Annotated in this window: 19 protein-coding genes; 10 read left to right on the forward strand and 9 right to left on the reverse strand. The window is 66.2% G+C overall.

The window, feature by feature from the left end; all coding sequences use genetic code 11:
• Positions 1 to 606 (reverse strand): bifunctional 2-polyprenyl-6-hydroxyphenol methylase/3-demethylubiquinol 3-O-methyltransferase UbiG, encoded by a 606-nt coding sequence (locus HCO70_RS23910; protein WP_172300428.1) that lies wholly within the window; start codon positions 604 to 606, stop codon positions 1 to 3.
• A gap of 148 nt (positions 607 to 754) precedes the next feature.
• On the opposite strand from HCO70_RS23910, the gene hisC reads away from it, so the two are divergent.
• The 3 genes from hisC to HCO70_RS23925 are packed head-to-tail and all read left to right on the forward strand — an operon-like array spanning position 755 to position 3,770.
• Positions 755 to 1,840, forward strand: a complete 1,086-nt coding sequence (hisC, locus tag HCO70_RS23915; RefSeq protein WP_172300429.1) for a histidinol-phosphate transaminase — start codon at positions 755 to 757, stop codon at positions 1,838 to 1,840.
• Positions 1,837 to 2,757, forward strand: a complete 921-nt coding sequence (locus HCO70_RS23920; protein ID WP_172300430.1) for a prephenate/arogenate dehydrogenase family protein — start codon at positions 1,837 to 1,839, stop codon at positions 2,755 to 2,757. The genes hisC and HCO70_RS23920 overlap by 4 nt, the downstream gene beginning before the upstream one ends.
• Entirely contained in the window at positions 2,754 to 3,770 is a 1,017-nt protein-coding gene (locus tag HCO70_RS23925) for an extensin family protein (RefSeq protein ID WP_253913462.1), read from the forward strand. Before HCO70_RS23920 ends, HCO70_RS23925 begins: the two co-directional genes overlap by 4 nt.
• 30 nt (positions 3,771 to 3,800) lie before the next feature.
• On the opposite strand, the gene HCO70_RS23930 is transcribed toward HCO70_RS23925, so the two are convergent.
• On the reverse strand, positions 3,801 to 4,379 hold the full coding sequence (locus tag HCO70_RS23930; RefSeq protein WP_172300431.1) for a L,D-transpeptidase: 579 nt from the start codon (positions 4,377 to 4,379) through the stop codon (positions 3,801 to 3,803).
• Between the two features lie 162 nt (positions 4,380 to 4,541).
• Here HCO70_RS23930 and HCO70_RS23935 point away from each other — a divergent pair, with 162 nt between their 5' ends.
• Both HCO70_RS23935 and HCO70_RS23940 read left to right on the forward strand, forming a co-directional pair.
• Positions 4,542 to 5,123, forward strand: coding sequence for a TetR/AcrR family transcriptional regulator (locus HCO70_RS23935; protein WP_172300432.1), 582 nt, complete (start codon positions 4,542 to 4,544; stop codon positions 5,121 to 5,123).
• The gene (locus HCO70_RS23940) at positions 5,120 to 5,569 is read left to right on the forward strand and encodes a hypothetical protein (protein WP_172300433.1); all 450 of its coding nucleotides are present in this window, start codon (positions 5,120 to 5,122) and stop codon (positions 5,567 to 5,569) included. Before HCO70_RS23935 ends, HCO70_RS23940 begins: the two co-directional genes overlap by 4 nt.
• Before the next feature lie 199 nt (positions 5,570 to 5,768).
• On the opposite strand, the gene pnp is transcribed toward HCO70_RS23940, so the two are convergent.
• Positions 5,769 to 7,910 carry a polyribonucleotide nucleotidyltransferase gene (gene pnp, locus HCO70_RS23945; RefSeq protein WP_172300434.1) on the reverse strand — a complete coding sequence of 714 codons (2,142 nt, stop codon included), beginning with the start codon at positions 7,908 to 7,910 and terminating at the stop codon, positions 5,769 to 5,771.
• A gap of 319 nt (positions 7,911 to 8,229) precedes the next feature.
• On the opposite strand from pnp, the gene HCO70_RS23950 reads away from it, so the two are divergent.
• Positions 8,230 to 10,092, forward strand: a complete 1,863-nt coding sequence (locus HCO70_RS23950; protein WP_172300435.1) for a phosphatase PAP2 family protein — start codon at positions 8,230 to 8,232, stop codon at positions 10,090 to 10,092.
• A gap of 71 nt (positions 10,093 to 10,163) precedes the next feature.
• On the opposite strand, the gene rpsO is transcribed toward HCO70_RS23950, so the two are convergent.
• A complete protein-coding gene (rpsO, locus tag HCO70_RS23955; RefSeq protein ID WP_172300436.1) occupies positions 10,164 to 10,433 on the reverse strand; it encodes a 30S ribosomal protein S15 in 270 nt (89 codons plus the stop codon).
• A gap of 385 nt (positions 10,434 to 10,818) precedes the next feature.
• Between rpsO and HCO70_RS23960 the strand changes: the two genes are divergently transcribed.
• The gene (locus tag HCO70_RS23960; protein ID WP_172300437.1) at positions 10,819 to 11,391 is read left to right on the forward strand and encodes a hypothetical protein; all 573 of its coding nucleotides are present in this window, start codon (positions 10,819 to 10,821) and stop codon (positions 11,389 to 11,391) included.
• Here HCO70_RS23960 and HCO70_RS23965 read toward each other — a convergent pair.
• From HCO70_RS23965 to rbfA, 4 genes are read right to left on the reverse strand one after another with little or no spacing between them, the layout of a single operon-like run.
• Entirely contained in the window at positions 11,388 to 11,897 is a 510-nt protein-coding gene (locus tag HCO70_RS23965; protein ID WP_172300438.1) for a DUF1643 domain-containing protein, read from the reverse strand. The genes HCO70_RS23960 and HCO70_RS23965 overlap by 4 nt on opposite strands.
• Before the next feature lie 40 nt (positions 11,898 to 11,937).
• The gene (truB, locus tag HCO70_RS23970) at positions 11,938 to 12,843 is read right to left on the reverse strand and encodes a tRNA pseudouridine(55) synthase TruB (RefSeq protein WP_172300439.1); all 906 of its coding nucleotides are present in this window, start codon (positions 12,841 to 12,843) and stop codon (positions 11,938 to 11,940) included.
• Positions 12,844 to 12,896: 53 nt separating this feature from the next.
• Positions 12,897 to 13,631, reverse strand: a complete 735-nt coding sequence (locus HCO70_RS23975) for a phosphodiester glycosidase family protein (protein ID WP_172300440.1) — start codon at positions 13,629 to 13,631, stop codon at positions 12,897 to 12,899.
• Positions 13,632 to 13,634: 3 nt separating this feature from the next.
• On the reverse strand, positions 13,635 to 14,033 hold the full coding sequence (gene rbfA, locus HCO70_RS23980; RefSeq protein WP_172300441.1) for a 30S ribosome-binding factor RbfA: 399 nt from the start codon (positions 14,031 to 14,033) through the stop codon (positions 13,635 to 13,637).
• A gap of 101 nt (positions 14,034 to 14,134) precedes the next feature.
• Here rbfA and dapB point away from each other — a divergent pair, with 101 nt between their 5' ends.
• Complete coding sequence (dapB, locus tag HCO70_RS23985; protein ID WP_172300442.1) at positions 14,135 to 14,947, forward strand: 4-hydroxy-tetrahydrodipicolinate reductase; 813 nt, start codon at positions 14,135 to 14,137, stop codon at positions 14,945 to 14,947.
• A 47-nt stretch (positions 14,948 to 14,994) separates the two neighbouring features.
• On the opposite strand, the gene HCO70_RS23990 is transcribed toward dapB, so the two are convergent.
• A complete protein-coding gene (locus HCO70_RS23990; RefSeq protein ID WP_172300443.1) occupies positions 14,995 to 15,174 on the reverse strand; it encodes a DUF1674 domain-containing protein in 180 nt (59 codons plus the stop codon).
• A gap of 76 nt (positions 15,175 to 15,250) precedes the next feature.
• Here HCO70_RS23990 and HCO70_RS23995 point away from each other — a divergent pair, with 76 nt between their 5' ends.
• Together HCO70_RS23995 and HCO70_RS24000 are read left to right on the forward strand one after the other, a co-directional pair.
• Entirely contained in the window at positions 15,251 to 16,519 is a 1,269-nt protein-coding gene (locus HCO70_RS23995) for an RsmB/NOP family class I SAM-dependent RNA methyltransferase (RefSeq protein ID WP_172300444.1), read from the forward strand.
• 127 nt (positions 16,520 to 16,646) lie between these two features.
• Complete coding sequence (locus tag HCO70_RS24000; protein ID WP_172300480.1) at positions 16,647 to 18,359, forward strand: heparinase II/III family protein; 1,713 nt, start codon at positions 16,647 to 16,649, stop codon at positions 18,357 to 18,359.
• Positions 18,360 to 18,369 lie beyond the last annotated feature (10 nt).

Raw genomic sequence — 18,369 nt, forward strand, 5'->3', positions numbered from 1 at the left:
TCAGAGAGGTTTGTGGAAGATGAAACCGAGGCTGGTGCGCGACGGCGGGCCAGCCGGAAACCGGTAGAGGGTTTGGAGGATCAGCCCGGCCGAGGCGGCCCAGGCTGTTATGCGGCCCGATGCGTACCAGCGATGGTTCCAGCGCAGCCGGATCAGCCACTGGCACCAGTGCGGGCGGCTGGCGACAAGGTATAGTCGGCCCCCGGGCAGGAGGTGGGCCGCGAGCTGGCGGAACGCTTGGGCAGGGTCCGCGCAGTGTTCGATCAGGTGGCCGGCGAGGAGCGTGTCGAAAGGATGTGCCGGGTTCAGGTGTTCCAGAGGCTGAGCAATTGACTCTGTGGGGCCGGGGAACCGCAACGCGGCGCGGTCCAGCATTTCGTGCGACGGATCGGCAATCGTCAGGCTGCGCGGGACGTGACCGGCGGCGAGGAAGGCCGCCGCCATGTCGCCGCAGCCGCAGCCGATATCGGCGACGTGGCCGGGGTCGGGCGCCGGATGCGCCGCAAAGAATCGCCGGTAGGCCGCCGGATATCCCAGCGCGTGAATGCGGCCCTGCCACCAGGGCGCGGCGGCATCGTATCGGGCGGTGAGGGCGATCTGTTCCATGGCCGGAAATCTGCCTGACCGGGCCGCGTCCGTCCCCCGACGGTCCGCCAAAAACCTGCGACGACAGGACATTCCGAGAGGGCCGCTTTACGTCTGGTCCTCTCGCCCCCGCCCCGCTAAGACGGCCGGAGCCAAGGAGACCTGACCCATGACCGGCATTGTGCCGCAGCCCGGCATTATGGATATCGAGCTTTATGTCGGTGGCGCGTCCTCCATCGCCGGACGCGAAGACATCGTGAAGCTGTCCTCGAACGAAAACCCGTTCGGGCCAAGCCCCGCAGCCATCGAGGCGCTGCGGAAGGCCGCGCACCGCATGCATCGTTATCCTTCGACCGATCACGCAAGCCTGCGGCAGGCCATCGGCGAGGTGCACGGGCTGAGGCCGGACCTGATCGTCTGCGGCGTCGGGTCGGACGAGATCATCTATCTGCTGTGCCAGGCCTATGCCGGGCCGGGGGACGAAGTGCTGTATTCCGAGCACGGTTTCTCGATGTACAAGATTTCCGCGCTGTCCGCGGGCGCGACACCGGTTGTCGCAAAGGAGCGCGAGCGGCGGGTCGACGTGGATGCGCTGCTGGCGGCCTGCACGGAGAAGACGCGGCTGATCTTCATCACGAATCCGGGCAATCCGACCTCGACCTTGTTGAGCAGCGCGGAGCTGAAACGGCTGGCGGAGGGCGTGCCGGACACGGCGCTGCTGGTCCTCGACAGCGCCTATTCGGAATTCGCGGACGGCTATGACGGCGGCGTCTCTGTCGTCGATGCCCATGCGAACGCGGTGATGATGCGTACGTTTTCCAAGGCCTATGGGCTGGGCGGGATGCGGGTCGGCTGGGCCTATGCGCAGCGCGCGGTGATCGACGTGCTGAACCGCGTGCGCGGGCCGTTCAACCTGTCGGTTCCGGCGCTGGAGGCAGCGGAGGCCGCTGTGCACGACCGCGAGTTCGTGGACAAGTACATCGCCGAGAACGCACGCCTGCGGACCTGGCTGCGCGAGGCGCTGGAGTTGCGCGGCGTGCCGTCCGACCCGGCCCATGCGAATTTCATCCTTGCCCGGTTCGCCGACGAGGAAGAAGCCGCCGCCTGCGATGCCTGGCTGAAGGAGGCGGGGATCATCGTGCGGCGCGTGGCCGGCTACGGGTTTCCGGAGTGCCTGCGGATCACCGTGGGAGACGAGGCGTCCTGCCGCCGGGTGGCGCATGCGATCGGCGAGTTCAAGGAAAGCCGGGCATGAGCGCGGTCTATGACCGCGTCGCCCTGATCGGGCTGGGGCTGATCGCGGGCTCGATGGGGCTGGCGATGCGCCAGCACGGGCTGGCCGGAGAGATCGTCGGCACCGCGCGGTCGGCGGAGACGCGGGACGTGGCCGTGGGTCTGGGCCTGTGCGACCGGGTGACGGAGACGGCGGCCGAGGCGGTGAAAGATGCCGATCTGGTCGTGCTGGCGGTGCCGGTGGGCGCGATGGAAGATGTCGCCCGCGAGATCGGCCCGTATCTAAAGCCGGGGGCGACGGTGACCGACGTCGGCTCGGTCAAAAAGCACGTGATCGACGCGGTGTCGCCGTATCTGCCCGAGGGGGTGGATTTCGTGGCCGGGCACCCGCTGGCCGGGACCGAGCATTCGGGGCCGCATGCCGGGTTCGCGACGCTGTTCGTGAACCGCTGGTGCCTGCTGATCCCGACTGAAGGCGCGCGGCCCGAGGCGGTGGCGCGGCTGCGCGCGCTGTGGGAAGGCATGGGCGCGAAGGTCGACGAGATGGACCCGGAGCACCACGATCTGGTGCTTGCGGTGACCAGCCACGCGCCGCACCTGATCGCCTATACGATGGTCGGCGTGGCCGACGATCTGCGGCGGGTGACGGATACCGAGGTGATCAACTATTCGGCCGCGGGGTTCCGGGATTTCACCCGGATCGCGGCGTCGGATCCGACGATGTGGCGCGACGTTTTCCTGACGAACAAGGACGCGACGCTGGAGATTCTGGGGCGTTTCACCGAAGAGTTGTTCGCGCTGCAGCGGGCGATTCGCACGGGTGACGGGCAGCAGCTTTTCGACTACTTTACACGTACCCGCGCGATACGACGCGGGATTATCGAAGCGGGGCAGGACACCGAAGCCCCAGATTTCGGACGAGGGACAACGCGGGAATGAAATTCGGACAGCTGTCGATATTCGTGATTTTCCAGGCACTTGCCGTGCCTGCGATGGCCGAGGCCCCACAGATTTCGATACTGCCGGAGACGCGACCAGGGCCCGAAACGGAGGCCGTTTCGGTTGAGGTGGTCGTCGAGGAACCCGCTGAAACGGTGGATCTGGCGCAGGTGGTTCCGATGCTCCGGCCGGAGGTTCCCGAGTTGGAAGCGCCGGTCGAGGTGACGATGAGCAACAAATCGCCGCTTGCGATCACGGCGCTGGCCGTTTCGATGGTGCCGATGCCTCGTCCGCATCTGGTTCGGCGGGTCGTGACGCGGCCGCCGCAGCAGGCCGCGCCGGAGCCGGAAGCACCTGAGAAGATCGTTCCTGCCTCGGCCAGCGTGCGCCGTGTCGCGCCGCCTCCGGCGGTACCGGCCCCTGCCGAGCGGCCCAAAGGGCTGAAGGCGCTGTTCCGGGCGCCGGACAAGCCGGCGGGCTATCCGAAGAAGGGATCCGTTTGCGGCGATCCGGCTATTCGCGGGCAGGAACTGCCGCCGATCCCGGCGAAGCTGCGCGGCTGCGGGTTGCAGAACCCGGTGCAGATTACCTCTGTCGACGGCATTGCGCTGTCCACGCCGGCAACTGTCAGTTGCCACACCGCCGTCGCGTTGCGCAGTTGGGTGACGCGCACCGTCAAGCCGGCTGTCGGAAACACCGGTGGCGGTCTGACCGGGCTGCGGGTGGCGGCGAGCTATTCCTGCCGGACCCGGAATAACGTGCCGGGGGCCAAGATCTCGGAGCATGGGCGCGGGAACGCGATCGACATCTCGGGCCTGATCCTGAAGGACGGGACCGTGATGAGCATTTTGCGAGGCTGGCGCGACAATGTCGGTGGTCCGATCCTGCGGAAGATCCACGCGCAGGCTTGTGGGACCTTCGGGACAGTCCTTGGCCCGCAATCTGACCGATATCACCAGGATCACCTGCACCTCGACGTGGCAAAGCACGGTTACGGGCCCTACTGCCGGTAACCGCGCCTTTACCGAGTCTGCGTTTTCCCGTCAGGCCGACGGCAGTTTCGGATGCAGTACGACGCGGCTGCCCGTCGGCACACGCTCGTACAGATGCGCGACGTGCGAATTGATCAGCCGCACGCAGCCGTTGGAGATCGACTGCATCACCGTCCAGGGCTCCGGCGTGCCATGGATGCGCAGCGCGGTGTCATAACCGTTCTCGTTGTAGAGATAGAGTGCGCGGGCGCCGAGCGGATTGGTCGGCCCGCCGGGCATGCCGTCTTCGAAACTGGCATATGACGGATTGCGCTCGATCATCGAGGGCGTGGGCTTCCATGTTGGCCATTCGACCTTGCGGCCGACGGTGAACTCGCCCGGTTCGTAGAGGTTGTCCTTTGCGACGCCGACGACATAGCGGATCGCCTTGCCCTTCTCCTGCATCAGGTAGAGGTGATAGGTGTTCGGGTCGACATGCACCTCGCCCGGCGCCCAGTCATTGGACACGCGGATGATGACCGGCATGTGTTCCTGCGGCATCGTGTAGGTGCGCTGCGCGATGGCCGGTGCGGCGGCCATGCCGGTGATCGTGGCGGCGCCTGTGGCAATGAAATGTCGTCTGGTCAGCATGTCGTTCCCTTCCGTTTTTTCCAGTCTGGCGGATCCGGCTTTCCCCGCGCCGGAACCGACCTTCCGACTGTCTGAACGCGGAACGTCGCGATCCGGTTCAATTTTTCCGGTGAAGACTGTGCGAGCTTGTAGCAGAATGATCATTCTGGTATCGTGTGCGACATGCCCAGACCGAAGTCGCATACGCAAGAAGACCTGACCGAACGCGCGCTGAAAACGTTCTGGCGCGCGGGCTACGAGGCGACGTCGATGGACGATCTGGTGACAGCGACGGGCGTCAGCCGGCACGGGATTTATTCCGCTTTCGGCGGCAAGAGAGAGCTCTTTCTGGCCTGCTTCCCGCGCTACCGGGAACTGGTCGTCCGCCCGGCCTTTTCTGCCGTCGAGGAACCGGGTGCGGGGCTGGCAGAGATCGCCGGGTATTTCGAGCACCAGATCTCGGCGGCGGAGGCGCAGGGACTGCCGGGGCCGGGTTGCTTCGTCGCCAACTCGGCGACGGAAGTGGCGCCGCATGACGCGGAGGTACTGGCAGCGGTGGCCGCGCATAACGGACGGCTGCAGCGCGGGTTTGCAGAGGCGCTGCGGACCGCGGGCGAGCCGGAGGGCGAGGTGGAGGCGGTGGCAGCGACCGTCGTGACCTTCGCAACGGGGCTCTGGAGCCTGTCCCGTGTGGTGGAGGATGCAGACGTGCTGCGCCGGTCGGTGGCAACCTTCATGGATATGCTAAAAGGAAGAGTTCGATGAGCCTGCAGGCGACAGATCCGGTACCGGCGGTTTACCGACCGCTATGGCTGGCGATGGCTCTGAACTTCGTCTGGATCAATGTTTCGGAGGTGTTCCGGTATTTCGTCTTCGTCATGCCGATGATGCGGGAGGCGTTTCCTTCGGTGCCGGATGTGGCGCCGATGAGCGTGCCTGTGTTCCTGGTCTGGGGGCTGTGGGATGCGCTGCTGGTGGCGGTAGTGACGTTTCTGATCTGGGTCGTACTCATGCGGTTCGGGACCGGGCTGCGCGTGGCGCTGGCAGCGGCGACTGTGGTCTGGGCGGCGATCTTCGAAATCTTCTGGCTGGCGGCATTCAACATGAACATGGCGACGGTTCAGGTGATGGCGGTGGCGCTGCCGCTCGCCTGGGTGGAACTGGCTGTGGCGGCATTGATCGTGCGGTGGAGTTTGCGGCGGGGAGAGTGACAGAGGGCGAAGCGGCGTCGCCATCGTCTCTCGGACCGATGGCGCGACGATGGCAACCTCTGCCCGGGCCGCTACGCGGCTGTTCCAGGCTGGCGCGCTCTGTTCGGAAATCTGTGCGCTTGCCCCTCAAAATTGGAAACAAACAAAAAGGCCCCGGCATCGCTGCCGGGGCCTTTCCGATACCCGAAGGCAAAGCGGCTTAGTCTGCCGCTTCTTCCTTCTTCTCTTCCTTGAGCTCTTCGCCGGTCGACTGGTCGACCATCTTCATGGCGAGACGGACCTTGCCGCGGTCGTCGAAGCCGAGCAGCTTCACGTAGACTTCCTGGCCTTCCTTCAGAACGTCCGAAGGATGGTTCAGGCGGCGGTTCTCGATCTGGCTGACATGTACCAGGCCGTCGCGCTTGCCGAAGAAGTTCACGAAGGCGCCGAAGTCGACGATCTTCACGACCTTGCCCTTGTAGATCTTGCCTTCCTCGGGCTCCGCCACGATCGAGTAGATCATGTCGTAGGCCTTCTGGATGCTCTCGCCGTTCGGCGAGGCGATCTTGATCACGCCGTCGTCGTTGATGTCGACCTTGGCACCGGAGACTTCCACGATCTCGCGGATCACCTTGCCGCCCGAGCCGATCACTTCGCGGATCTTGTCGGTGGGCACGGTCATGGTCTCGATGCGTGGGGCATGGACGGAGAATTCACCGGCCTCGGTCAGGGCCTTGCCCATTTCGCCGAGGATGTGCATCCGGCCGTCTTTCGCCTGCGCGAGAGCCTGTTTCATGATCTCGGGCGTGATGCCCGCGACCTTGATGTCCATCTGCAGCGAGGTGATGCCGTTCTCGGTACCTGCGACCTTGAAGTCCATGTCGCCGAGGTGATCCTCGTCACCGAGGATGTCGGTGAGAACGGCGTACTGGCCGTCATCCTCGAGGATCAGGCCCATGGCGACGCCGGCAACCGGCGATTTCAGCGGAACGCCCGCGTCCATCATCGACAGCGAGGAGCCGCAGACCGTGGCCATGGAGGACGAGCCGTTGGACTCGGTGATCTCCGACACCAGGCGGATCGTGTAGGGGAAGTCGGTGGCGGCGGGCAGGACAGCCTGCAGCGCGCGCCAGGCGAGCTTGCCGTGGCCGATTTCACGGCGGCCCGGGCTGCCGACACGACCGACTTCACCGACCGAGTAGGGCGGGAAATTGTAGTGCAGCAGGAAGTTCGAGCGGAAGTTGCCGTGCAGGGCGTCGATGATCTGCTCGTCCTCGCCGGTGCCGAGGGTGGTCACGACGAGGCCCTGGGTTTCACCGCGGGTGAACAGGGCGGACCCGTGGGTCCGCGGCAGCAGGCCGGTTTCGCAGACGATCGGGCGGACGGTTTCCTTGTCGCGCCCGTCGATGCGGGCACCGCCCTTGATGATGTCGCCGCGCAGGATCGAGCTTTCCAGCTTCTTGAAGGCGGAGCCGAGGTTGGCGTCTTCCTTCTCTTCGTCGCTGAGCGACGCCAGCACGGCCTCGCGGGCCGCGTCGATGGCGTTGGTGCGTTCCTGCTTGTCGCGGATCGCGAAGGCGGCGCGCATCTGTTCTTCACCGGCGGATTTCACCTTGTCGTACAGCGCCGAGTAGTCGGGCGGCTGGAAGTCGAAGGGTTCCTTGGCAGAGTCCTCGGCAAGCGAGATGATCAGGTCGATCACCGGCTGGATCTGCTCGTGCGCGAAGACAACGGCGCCCAGCATTTCGTCTTCCGACAGCTCGTAGGCTTCGGATTCGACCATCATCACGGCGTCCTTGGTGCCGGCGACGACGAGGTCGAGGCGCTGGTCGGGGTTGTTGCGCAGCTCCTGCATATCCTCGACCTCGGGGTTGAGGATGTATTCGCCGTCCTCGAAACCGACGCGGCAGCCGGCGATCGGGCCCATGAAGGGCGCGCCGGAGATGGTGAGCGCGGCCGAGGCGGCGATCATCGCGACGATGTCGGGGTCGTTGACGAGGTCATGGGACAGAACGGTGCACATGACGAGCACTTCGTTCTTGAAGCCCGGAACGAACAGCGGCCGGATCGGCCGGTCGATCAGGCGGGCGGTCAGGGTTTCCTTTTCGGTCGGCCGCGCCTCGCGCTTGAAGAAGCCGCCCGGAACCTTGCCGGCCGCGTAGTATTTTTCCTGGTAGTGGACGGTGAGCGGGAAGAAATCCTGCCCTTCCTTGGCCTTCTTCGCGAAGGTCACGTTGGCCATGACGGAGGTTTCGCCCAGAGTGGCGATGACCGAGCCGTCGGCCTGGCGGGCAACCTTGCCCGTTTCCAGTGTGAGCGTCTCCTCGCCCCACTGCATGCTTTTCTTCGTAATGTTGAACATATTCGTATCCTGTGAGGGAGCGCTCCCGGGCGTATCCCGGGTCTCCCGATTGATTGGCGGCCCCATGCCGCCGACCCCTTTCATCCTTTTCGCGTGCCGGGGTCCGGTGCACGCCGTCTCAGATTGGGGGGCCTTACACGGGATTGGCCGGTTTTGGAAACGGTTTTTCGTGTGTTTCACTTGTTATCCGCATCGATCCGCAGGCCAAAAGCGCGGTGACCGCGCGTCGCGTCACATTCTCTTCGCAAAAGGTTTGTGTGGGCGATAACCGGGAACCTGACTCTGGGCTGGACCGATACTTCCCGCAGATGAGGATGACATGTCCCGGACCCTGAAGACCCGCGCCGCCGCCGCGCTAAGCCTGTCACTTTTAGCCACCACCGCATTGTCCGCGCCCGAGGGCGTTGGTGCGTTCACCGTGCCGCTGCCCGAAGTGGCCTATCCGCTACCGGTGGTCGACAATTACATGCATCAGACCGGCAAGACCGCCGATGGCGCCGAACTGAACAAGTATGACCGGTCCGAGAACCCGATCATCGCAATCCTGTCCGGGTTCGACGAGATCTGGAACCTGGGCGACGAGGCCTGGCGCAGCGGCGGGGCCAACGGGTCGGGGACCAAGGAATACGGCATGGCGCATATCGTCGACCCCGAGGTCTGGGCGGCGAACATGGCCTATGTGGTGAAGGTCACCAACGAGCGCGACTCGATCCAGGCGCTGCGCGCCTATCTGGACGACCGCCGCCACAAGGGAGTGTCGGTACTGGACGGGTTCGGTCCGCTTCAGGCGCTGTACGTGGCGAATTCGGGGGCCTCGACCTCTATCAATCTGGCCAGCGACCCGATGGAGGTGCTGCCCGGCAAGATCGACGAGGCCGGAAAGGGCCCGGGGCTGGAGACTTCGCCGCTGGGCGATTTCGTGCGGTTCATGGATGCGATGCGCGGGCCGGAGGGAACGACGTCGCCGTCCAAGTATTTCTACTCTTCGCCGCGCCCTTGGCGGATGACCGATACCGGCGAGGTGGTGGTGACCGGTACCGAAACGGTACGCGGAACCGAGATCAACGCATATGAGTCGAATGTCGTGATCGTGCCCGCCCTGCTGAACGCGCGGGAAACGCGGGGGCGGCACAAGGATGCGGGCTATCCGTCCGGGCATACCAATGCCGGGTATATCTCGGCCATCGCCTATGCCTATGCGGCCCCGGAGCGGTTTTCCGAGATGCTGACGCGGGCGTCGGAGCTGGGCGAAAGCCGGATCCTTGCCGGGATGCACTCGCCGCTGGACGTGATCGGTGGCCGGGTGATGGCGACGGCGGTGATGGCGGCTTATCTCAACGACCCGCGTTTTGCCGAGCTGAAGGCCGCAGCCTATGACAACGTGCATGACGTGTTCGAGGCGGGTCTGCCGGAGGGCGAGACGCTGATCGGTTTCGCGCAGTCGGGCGAGAATGACTCCTGGGCGGACGATGGCGCGAACAAGGCGATGTATCGGTTCCGGATGACTTATGGCCTGCCGCAGGATGCCGACAATGCGGGCGCTGAGATGATCGTGCCGAAAGGCGCCGAGGTGCTTCTGGAAACGCGGCTGCCCTATCTGGATACAGAGCAGCGGCGCGTGGTTCTTTTCACCACGGGGATCGACAGCGGTTATCCGGTGCTGGATGCCTCGAACGGCTGGGGACGGATCGACCTGGTCAGTGCTGCCGATGGATATGGCGCGTTTCCGGGCGACGTGATGGTGACGATGGATGCGGCCAAGGGCGGTTTCCATGCGGCCGACAGCTGGGACAACAATATCTCGGGGCCCGGCATGCTGACCAAGGCGGGGTCGGGTTCGCTGACGCTTAGCGGCGAGAACAGATTTGCCGGGGGCGTGATGCTGCAGGAAGGCGAGCTGTTCGCGGCGGTACCTGCGGCCCTGGCGGGCGGCGACCTTACCATCGAGGGCGGCACGCTGAAGGTATCCGCGGAGGGTGTCGATCTGGACGAGCTGAAAATGGTTTCTAGCACGCTGATCGTCGATCTGAGCGGTGCCGAGGAAGGTGCGTTGATCGAGGCGGTGCGCGCCGGGTCGATCGATGGTGCCTTTGACAACGTGACCGATGCCGAGGGCAATGTGCTGAATGCCACGGTGGATGGCGGCGTGGTGTCGGTGACGGTTCCGGCCCAGGCCGGGTGAACCGGTAGCACCCCCCGGAATGACAAAGGGCCGCGAGAGCGGCCCTTTTCGTTGACGAATGCGCGTGACGCTTAGCGGCGAATGCCGAGGCGCTGGATCAGGTCCTGGTAGCGCTTCTCGTCCTTTTGCTTGACGTAGTCGAGCAGCTTCCGGCGCTGGGCGACGAGCTTCAGGAGGCCACGGCGGGAGTGGTTGTCCTTCTTGTGGGTCTTGAAGTGCTCGGTCAGCGTGGAAATGCGGCTGGTCAGGATGGCAACCTGGACTTCCGGCGAACCGGTGTCGCCGTCCTTGGTGCCGTATTCCTTCATCAGCGCGGTTTTTTCTTCCTGCGTGATCGACATCGGGGTCTCCTTTTCAGGTTGATGGCGCAAGCCGGGATGTCGTCCAGCAGGGCCCGTGGAGATGTGCCGCCCCGGACCGTCCGGGGCAGAGCGCGCCGTATAGGCGATTGCAGCGCGGAAGAAAAGCCTGATTCCGCGGGGCGGATTGCAGGGGTTTACCTAAAGACGTACAGGATTTTTCCAGCTTCCGTTCAGAAATCGCTGGTAAGACACCCGGCGGGGGTTTCGAGTAGGGACGATTCAGGGTGCAGTCATGCTGATGGGGCTTCTGCCGCTTGCGGCGGTGCCGCTATTTATGCGGAAGCGGATTGGTGCGGAAACGACGGGCGGGCCGGTTGCAGCCACATGCCCTGACATATCCAGTGCAGAGGTAACGGACGGCACGATGCACCGTTTCCGCGCGGAATCGGGCGAGGCGGAGCTTGCGGGATTCCGGGTCGGCCGGGATAGGGTGACAATCGACCTGTCCACCGCTGACGGCGAGATCGTGTTCGACACAATGGCGGACGACGGGCGCGCGACACTGGCTTTCTCCATGGGCGAGGAGGAGGTGCTGACGCTACATTTCCCGGGGCTGGACGAGGTGCCTGCAGCGGATATCACGCTGATCCTCGCGGATGACACGACGGGCGGCAGCTATCGGCTGTCGCTGACGGATGCGCTGGAGCAGTTCGGCGATCCGGCGGAGGAGCCGGAGGAGTCCACGGCGGACGATCCTGCACCGATCGGGCCGCTGGCGGAGGAGGTGACGGATTTCGCCGCCGGGCGTGACATCCTTTGCCTGACGCTGACAGCGGCGGACCTGGCGAAGGGCCCGCCGTGGGTCGAGGTGGCTGCACTGGCGAATGGGGCGGGTGCAATGGTTCGGGTCAACAACCGGGTGGTCGCGGTTCTGCGCGATGCGCCGTGTGCTACAGCGGCGGATGTGCGGCTCGCCCCGGACGAACCGGTGGCCTAGACCGCCCAGAGCTCCGGCTGGACCGAATAGCCGATGTAGAGCGGGTGCTTCGGCTGCCCTGCCTTGGTCAGCCCGAGGTGATAGAGCGGCAGGTTCGTATCGCGAAGCAGCGCCTCGACCCGGTGGCCGCGATCCAGATGCGCGCCGTGGCTGCCCCAGGCGCAGACGATCTGATCGGCCCAGGGGGCGCTTTCGGCGATGGCCCGATCGTTGGCGGGACCGACGGGATCGGGCGCGGCGCGCATCACCTTGGGGTCGGTGGCGCGGTAGGCGAAGATGTTGGTTACCCGGAACGCGCCGAAGCCCAGCGCGCGGGCGCGGCGTTCGCAGCGTTCGACCGTCGGGTCGTTCTGGATCTCGGTCGCGGTCGAGGGGTTCAGCATCACGAACAGAGCCTTGCGCCCTGCCGGGTCCCATGTGCGGGTCAGCAGGTAGCGGAACTGCTCGCAATCGGAATAGACGGCGGTGGAGGCGGCGTCGCCCTTCTGGTGGTCCCGTGTGATCATGTCCGGGTTCTGGCCGCTGGCGTCGCCGGGCGCAAGGCGGTCACTGGTTGAAGACACGGCTGGGGTGCAGTTCACCGGCGCGGTAGATGCCGACAGCGACGGCGCGGCCTTCGTAGGAGGCCCAGGCCTCGTCGCCATATTCCGCGTCGGAGGTCAGGACCATGCCGGGGTTGCCGTTCCGGAGCTTTGCCGCGCCCTCGGGCGTGCAGCGCAGTTCGGGCAGGTCGGCGAGGCCCTCCTCGAGCGGGCGCAGGTACTGGTCAAGCTCTTCAGATTTCGCGAGTTCGTCCAGCAGGTCGAGCGATACGCCTTCCTCTGCCTCGAACGGGCCGGACCAGACGCGGCGGAGTTCGACGACATGGCCGTGGCAGCCCAGCGCCGCGCCAAGGTCGCGGGCGATGGAGCGGACATAGCCGCCCTTGCCGCAGGTCATTTCCAGCACGGCGTGGTCGGCATCGGGGCGTTCCACCAGTTCCAGTTCTTCGACAAAGAGGGGGCGGGCGGCGAGTTCCATTTCCTCGCCATCGCGGGCGCGCTTGTAGGCACGTTCGCCGTCGATCTTCACGGCGGAGAATTGAGGCGGGACCTGCATGATGTCGCCGGTGAAGGACGGCAGGGCGGCGCGGATCTGGTCATCGGTCGGACGTTCGCCGGATTCCGCGATGACCTCGCCCTCGGCATCGTCGGTATTGGTCGCCTGGCCGAGGCGGACGGTGAAGCGATAGGCTTTCATCGCGTCGGTGATATAGGGCACGGTCTTTGTCGCTTCGCCCAGAGCTACGGCGAGGACGCCGGTCGCCTCGGGATCCAGCGTGCCGGCATGGCCGGCCTTCTTCGCGTCGAAGGCCCAGCGGACCTTGTTGACAACGGCGGTCGAGGTGATGCCAGCCGGCTTGTCCACCACCAGCCAGCCGGAAATGTCGCGGCCCTTGCGTCTGCGTCCCATGTCGGTCTCCGGAAAATTTAGGCGCGGGGGCTAGCCCGGGCACGGGGTGCCTGTCAACCGGCGGGTTCTACGGTGCCGAGGATAGGACCCATCGGGACGCCCATGTCCCAGCGGTCGAGCTGCGGCGCGTAAAGGCGCGAGACGTCGCCGTCGAGGAACAGCGCGTTCGGCGTGCCGGCCACGTCGCGGAAGAAGCGGGCGAAGTGGTGAAAATTCACCGGCACGTCGGAGATGGCGAGGATCGCCTCGGTCCCGCCGGGGCGAACGCCGACGCCGTTGCGGATGTAGAAGCTGTCGCTGTCGGCGCGGAATTTCGGGTGCAGCTTGCCGTCGATCACCAGCATCGGACCCGATTGCGTGGCGTAGCGGCAGGGTGGCGGGTTGTCGGCGTAGGCGTGGCTTTCGATCACCTGCGCGGTGCCGTCGCCGACACAGAACACGCCGTTCGGGAGCAGGCCGAAATTGCCGGGGCCGTCGGAGGTGACGAGCCGACCTTCCTGCATACCGTTCTCGACATAGAGACCGACAGGGGACCGGTCATGGTGGAACATGCCAGCGTTCATCGCGATGCCGACGTGCTTGCCTTCGCGACCAAGTGCTTCCTCAACGCGGCCGAAGGTGCCGAAGGGAGCGGCGTCGGGGTCGCGGAGCCAGAGGCGCAGTTCCTCTGACGCAAGGTCGACGCGGCACCAGGTGATGGGCGCGCCGTCGAAATCGGTGGTTTCGCAGGTGGCGGCCGCTGCCGGACTCGCGGCGAGCAGCAACAGCGCGATCAGCAAGGCCCGCACGTGTCAGTCCTCGTCGAGATCGCGGCGCACGTCGTCCTGATTCAGCAGGCGGCGTGTTTCGTCCATTCGGTCGAAGCTTTCGTCGATGACGAAGCGCAGCTCCGGCGAGAATTTCAGGGTCAGGCCCTTGTTCACGGCGCGGCGCAGTTCGCTGCGGTTGCGGCGCAGGGCATCGAGCGCCTCGTCGCGGTGACCGCCGCCGAGCGGCATCACATAGGCGGTGGCGACGCGCAGGTCGGGGGAGGTGCGGACCTCTCCCACCGTGATCGACATGCGGTTGAGGTCGGGATCGTGGATCTCGCCCCGGTTCAGCACATCGGAAAGCGTGCGGCGGATCAGTTCGCCCACGCGCAGCTGGCGCTGAGAGGGCTCTCGCCCGTGATCTGTCGCATGTCGTGCCATGGCCGCCGAAATAGGCCTGAAACGGGCGCCATGCAACCGGGGCTTTGCGTTGTGCGTGCCGGTTCTGTATGGCGATGGGGCTTTGGCACAGGAGAAATCGGATGAGCAACACGCCGGGGATCGTTATCACGGGGGCATCGGGCCGGATGGGGCAGATGCTGGCGAAGACGGTTCTGGCCTCGGACGGCGCGCGGCTTGTCGGAGCGGTCGAGCGCGAGGGGCATGACTGGGTCGGTCAGGACCTGGGTACCGCGATGGGCGGCGCGCCCTGCGGCATCACGGTGACGGACGATCCGCTGGAGGCTTTTGCCAAGGCGCAGGGCGTGCTGGATTTCACCGCGCCGGAGGCGAGCGTGCGATTTGCCGGGATCGCGGCGCAGGCGCGGGCGGTGCATGTGATCGGGACGACCGGGTTCGAGGCGACACATCTGGAGAAGATCCGGGCCGCCGCGCGGCATGCGGTGATCGTGCGGGCGGGAAACATGTCGCTGGGCGTGAACCTGCTGACCAAGCTGACGCGGATGGTGGCGGCGGCGCTGGACGAGGATTTCGACATCGAGATCGTCGAGGCGCATCATGGCCGCAAGGTCGATGCGCCGTCGGGGACGGCGCTGATGCTGGGCGAGGCGGCCGCCGAGGGGCGCGGCGTATCGCTTGAGGATGTGGCCGACCGCGGGCGCGACGGGATCACCGGCGCGCGGAAGCGTGGGGATATCGGATTTGCTGCGATCCGGGGCGGGGACATCGTGGGCGAGCACGATGTGATTTTCGCCGGGGCCGGGGAGCGGATCGTGCTGCGGCACGTGGCGAGCGACCGGTCGCTGTTCGCCAAGGGGGCGCTGAAGGCGGTGCTTTGGGGGCAGGACAAGAAGCCAGGCGAATACGACATGCTGGACGTTCTGGGGCTGTCCTGAGCCCGCGTCCTGCGGTTTCCTGACGTATAAGCGCTGGCGCGACCGCATCAGAAGTCGATCGCGAGGCCCTTCTTTTCCCAGTCGCCATAACGCACTGGTTCCGGGCCATCACGGCCGCCGAGTTCGGTGGGCATGTCCAGCGCCTTGGCTTTCCTGCGCCGCTCTTCCGCCTCGGCGAGGGCGCGCTGCGCTTCGGGCGGAAGCTCTGGTTTAGGGTCGTCGGGCATCGCGGGCACTCCTTGCCGGGGCTTGTCCGTTGATATACGGCGCGCGGATGATTGTGCAATGTCAGGGAGCCACGTGATGGCGAAACCGGGACTGGCGCCGCGCCGCTCGGCGCTCTGGCTGATCGGGCGGGTGACGGAGGATGGCAAGCTTCTGTCGGAACTGCTGCCCGGCGCGGTGGAGCGGCTGGCGCCGGAGGACCGGGCGCGGGCGCAGCGGCTGGCGATTGAGACGCTGCGCTGGATGGACCGGGCCGACCGGCTTCTGGGGCCGCATTTGCGGCGGAAGCCGAAGCCCGCGGCGATGAATGCCCTGCGGATGGCCGTGGTGGAGATGGCCGTGGACGGTGCCGCCGCGCATGGCGTGGTTGATGCCGCCGTCAGCCTGATGCGCGCGGACCGCAAGACCGAGGGTATGGCCGGGCTGGTCAATGCCGTTCTGCGCAAGGTGGATGTGGAGAAGTGGGCGTCATTGCCGGTGCCACGGCTGCCGAAATGGCTGCGCGGGCCGCTGATCGACGGCTACGGCAAAGCCGCGGTCGAGGGGTTCGAGGCGGCGCATGCGGCGGGAGCGCCGCTGGACCTGACGCCGAAGGGTGACGATGCGGATGCTCTGGCCACGGCCGTTTGCGGCACCGTGCTGCCGACCGGCAGCGTTCGGGTCGCGGGCCGCGTGCAGGTGACGGCCCTTCCGGGATACGAAAGCGGCGACTGGTGGGTGCAGGACGCGGCAGCGGCGGTGCCTGCGAAGGTGCTGGCGGCGCAATCGGGCGAGCGGGTGCTGGACCTGTGCGCGGCGCCGGGGGGCAAGACGCTGCAGCTTGCGGCGGCGGGCGCGCAGGTGACGGCGCTGGATATTTCCGAAGGACGGATGGCGCGGGTGTCGGAGAACCTTGCGCGCACCGGGCTGAGCGCGGAGGTGGTGGTCGCCGACGCGCTGACATGGGAGGCGCCAGAGCCGTTCGACGCGGTTCTGCTGGACGCGCCCTGTTCGGCGACGGGCACGATCCGGCGGCACCCGGACCTGCCCCATGCCAAGGACGGGTCGGAGTTTCCCGGGCTTTTCGATCTGCAGGCGCGGATGATCGACCGGGCGCTGGCGATGCTGAAGCCGGGCGGGCGGCTGATCTACTGCACCTGTTCGCTGCTGCCCGACGAGGGCGAGGTGCAGGTGGAGGAGGCGCTGGCGCGCCATGACGGGCTGTCGCTCGACCCCGGGGCGCTGGTGCTGCCCGGTATCGAGCCGGGCTGGATCGACGAGATCGGCCTGCGTCTGCGCCCGGATTTCTGGCCGGAGGCGGGCGGCATGGATGGCTTCTTTGTCGCGGCGCTGCGGAAAGCCGCCTGAGCCCTTTTTTGCCGCATGACAGGCCGTGGCCGGCCCCCTATGATCCGGCCAAAGCAATAAGCGGCCGTGTGGGGCGGAGCGGGCCTTGTCGGAAAAAACCAGCCTGTCCGAGCGCTGGGTGCTCTGGATGAACCGGTACGAGGCGCGCCGGGCTGCTTTCGCGCGCCCGGCGGCAGGATTTGTTTCGCAACCCGAACCCCGCTCTATCGGGCGCTATGCGCGGGGCAAGCAGCTTTGCGCCGGCAACTTCCTGATCGCGGGGCGCGTGGCCGAATCGCCGGGCGGGTCGATCTGGGACCTGGGCGAGCACGGCGCGGAATTCGACGACGAGATTCACGGATTTGCCTGGCTCGACGATCTGGCGGCGCTGGGCGATGCGCGGGCGCGGGTTCTTGCGCAGACCTGGACCCGGGAGTGGCTTGAGCGGTACGGGCGCGGCAAGGGTCCGGGCTGGACCCCGGACACAACGGGCCGGCGGCTTATCCGCTGGATCAATCACGCGATCTTTCTGCTGCAGGGCGAGGGGAGCGCGATATCCGACGCGTTCTACCGCTCTCTTGGGCAGCAGACGATCTTTCTCAGCCGCCGCTGGAAGGCGACGCGGCATGGCGTGCCACGGTTCGAGGCGCTGACCGGGCTGGTCTATGCCGGGCTGTCGCTGATCGGGATGGAGCGGCTGGTGGAGCCGGCGGTGAAGGCGCTGGCGAAGGAGTGCAAGGCCAATATCGACCGTGACGGTGGTATCCGGACGCGCAATCCCGAAGAACTGCTGGAGGTGTTCACGCTGCTGACCTGGGCGGCGCATGCGCTGTCGGAGGCGGGGATGCTGCCCTCTGCGGATCATATCGATGCGATCGAGCGGATCGCGCCGACGCTGCGGGCGCTGCGTCATGCCGATGGCGGTCTGGCGAGATTCCATGGCGGCGGTCGTGGCCTGGAAGGGAGGCTAGACGCGGCGCTTGCGGGTTCTGGCGTGCGCGCCGCGCCGCGGCCGGGGCTGGCAATGGGGTTCCTGCGCCTGCAGGCAGCGCGCACGACGCTGATCCTCGATGCGGCGGTGCCGCCGGAGGGTGCGGCCTCGATCCACGCGCATGCCTCGACGCTGGCCTTCGAGCTGACTTCGGGACGGAGACCACTGATCGTGAGCTGCGGTGACGGTCGCCAGTTCGGGCCGGAATGGGCGCGGGCGGGGCGGGCCTCCGCCTCGCATTCCGACCTGTCGATCCAGGGCTATTCCTCGTCGCGTTTCGGGCGGCCCGGCAAATCCGAGGAGCCGGGGCGCGAGCAGCTGACCGACCGGCCGCATTCGGTGAAGCTGCAGATCGGGACCGAAACGACGCGTGCCGGTGTGGTGGCGGGGCATGACGGCTATGTGGCGACGCACGGGCTGACCCATATCCGGCAGCTTGAACTGTCCGACGACGGGCGCGGTGTTGCGGGCGAGGACATGCTCGCCGCCATCGAGGAAGGTCACAAGCGCGCCTTCGACCAGGTGATGAACAAGGTGATGCTGAAGGGCATTCCATTCCAGATCCGGTTCCACCTGCATCCGGACGCCGACGCCGAGGTGGACCTTGGCGGATCGGCGGTGTCGCTGGTGCTGAAAAGCGGCGAGGTCTGGATCTTCCGCCACGACGGGCGGGCCGAAATGACGGTGGAACCCAGCGTTTATCTGGAAAAGGGCCGCCTGAAGCCGCGCGCGACAAAACAGATTGTTCTATCTTCCCGGGCGATACGTTATGCGAGCCGCGTTCGCTGGACGCTCGCCAAGGCGCAGGATACGCCGACGCATCTTCGCGACTTCGAGCGCGACGACAGCGAAATGGTGGAAGAACTCTGAGGAGACCTGC

The sequence above is a fragment of the Pseudoruegeria sp. HB172150 genome (assembly GCF_013184805.1).
Taxonomy (GTDB): Bacteria; Pseudomonadota; Alphaproteobacteria; order Rhodobacterales; family Rhodobacteraceae; genus Psychromarinibacter.

Excerpts from the sequence above, each read along its gene's own strand:
- HCO70_RS23910 (WP_172300428.1), bottom strand. The coding sequence starts at position 606 with ATGGAACAGATCGCCCTCACCGCCCGATACGATGCCGCCGCGCCCTGG.
- hisC (WP_172300429.1), top strand. The coding sequence starts at position 755 with ATGACCGGCATTGTGCCGCAGCCCGGCATTATGGATATCGAGCTTTAT.
- HCO70_RS23920 (WP_172300430.1), top strand. The coding sequence starts at position 1,837 with ATGAGCGCGGTCTATGACCGCGTCGCCCTGATCGGGCTGGGGCTGATC.
- HCO70_RS23925 (WP_253913462.1), top strand. The coding sequence starts at position 2,754 with ATGAAATTCGGACAGCTGTCGATATTCGTGATTTTCCAGGCACTTGCC.
- HCO70_RS23930 (WP_172300431.1), bottom strand. The coding sequence starts at position 4,379 with ATGCTGACCAGACGACATTTCATTGCCACAGGCGCCGCCACGATCACC.
- HCO70_RS23935 (WP_172300432.1), top strand. The coding sequence starts at position 4,542 with ATGCCCAGACCGAAGTCGCATACGCAAGAAGACCTGACCGAACGCGCG.
- HCO70_RS23940 (WP_172300433.1), top strand. The coding sequence starts at position 5,120 with ATGAGCCTGCAGGCGACAGATCCGGTACCGGCGGTTTACCGACCGCTA.
- pnp (WP_172300434.1), bottom strand. The coding sequence starts at position 7,910 with ATGTTCAACATTACGAAGAAAAGCATGCAGTGGGGCGAGGAGACGCTC.
- HCO70_RS23950 (WP_172300435.1), top strand. The coding sequence starts at position 8,230 with ATGTCCCGGACCCTGAAGACCCGCGCCGCCGCCGCGCTAAGCCTGTCA.
- rpsO (WP_172300436.1), bottom strand. The coding sequence starts at position 10,433 with ATGTCGATCACGCAGGAAGAAAAAACCGCGCTGATGAAGGAATACGGC.
- HCO70_RS23960 (WP_172300437.1), top strand. The coding sequence starts at position 10,819 with ATGCACCGTTTCCGCGCGGAATCGGGCGAGGCGGAGCTTGCGGGATTC.
- HCO70_RS23965 (WP_172300438.1), bottom strand. The coding sequence starts at position 11,897 with ATGATCACACGGGACCACCAGAAGGGCGACGCCGCCTCCACCGCCGTC.
- truB (WP_172300439.1), bottom strand. The coding sequence starts at position 12,843 with ATGGGACGCAGACGCAAGGGCCGCGACATTTCCGGCTGGCTGGTGGTG.
- rbfA (WP_172300441.1), bottom strand. The coding sequence starts at position 14,033 with ATGGCACGACATGCGACAGATCACGGGCGAGAGCCCTCTCAGCGCCAG.
- dapB (WP_172300442.1), top strand. The coding sequence starts at position 14,135 with ATGAGCAACACGCCGGGGATCGTTATCACGGGGGCATCGGGCCGGATG.
- HCO70_RS23990 (WP_172300443.1), bottom strand. The coding sequence starts at position 15,174 with ATGCCCGACGACCCTAAACCAGAGCTTCCGCCCGAAGCGCAGCGCGCC.
- HCO70_RS23995 (WP_172300444.1), top strand. The coding sequence starts at position 15,251 with ATGGCGAAACCGGGACTGGCGCCGCGCCGCTCGGCGCTCTGGCTGATC.
- HCO70_RS24000 (WP_172300480.1), top strand. The coding sequence starts at position 16,647 with ATGAACCGGTACGAGGCGCGCCGGGCTGCTTTCGCGCGCCCGGCGGCA.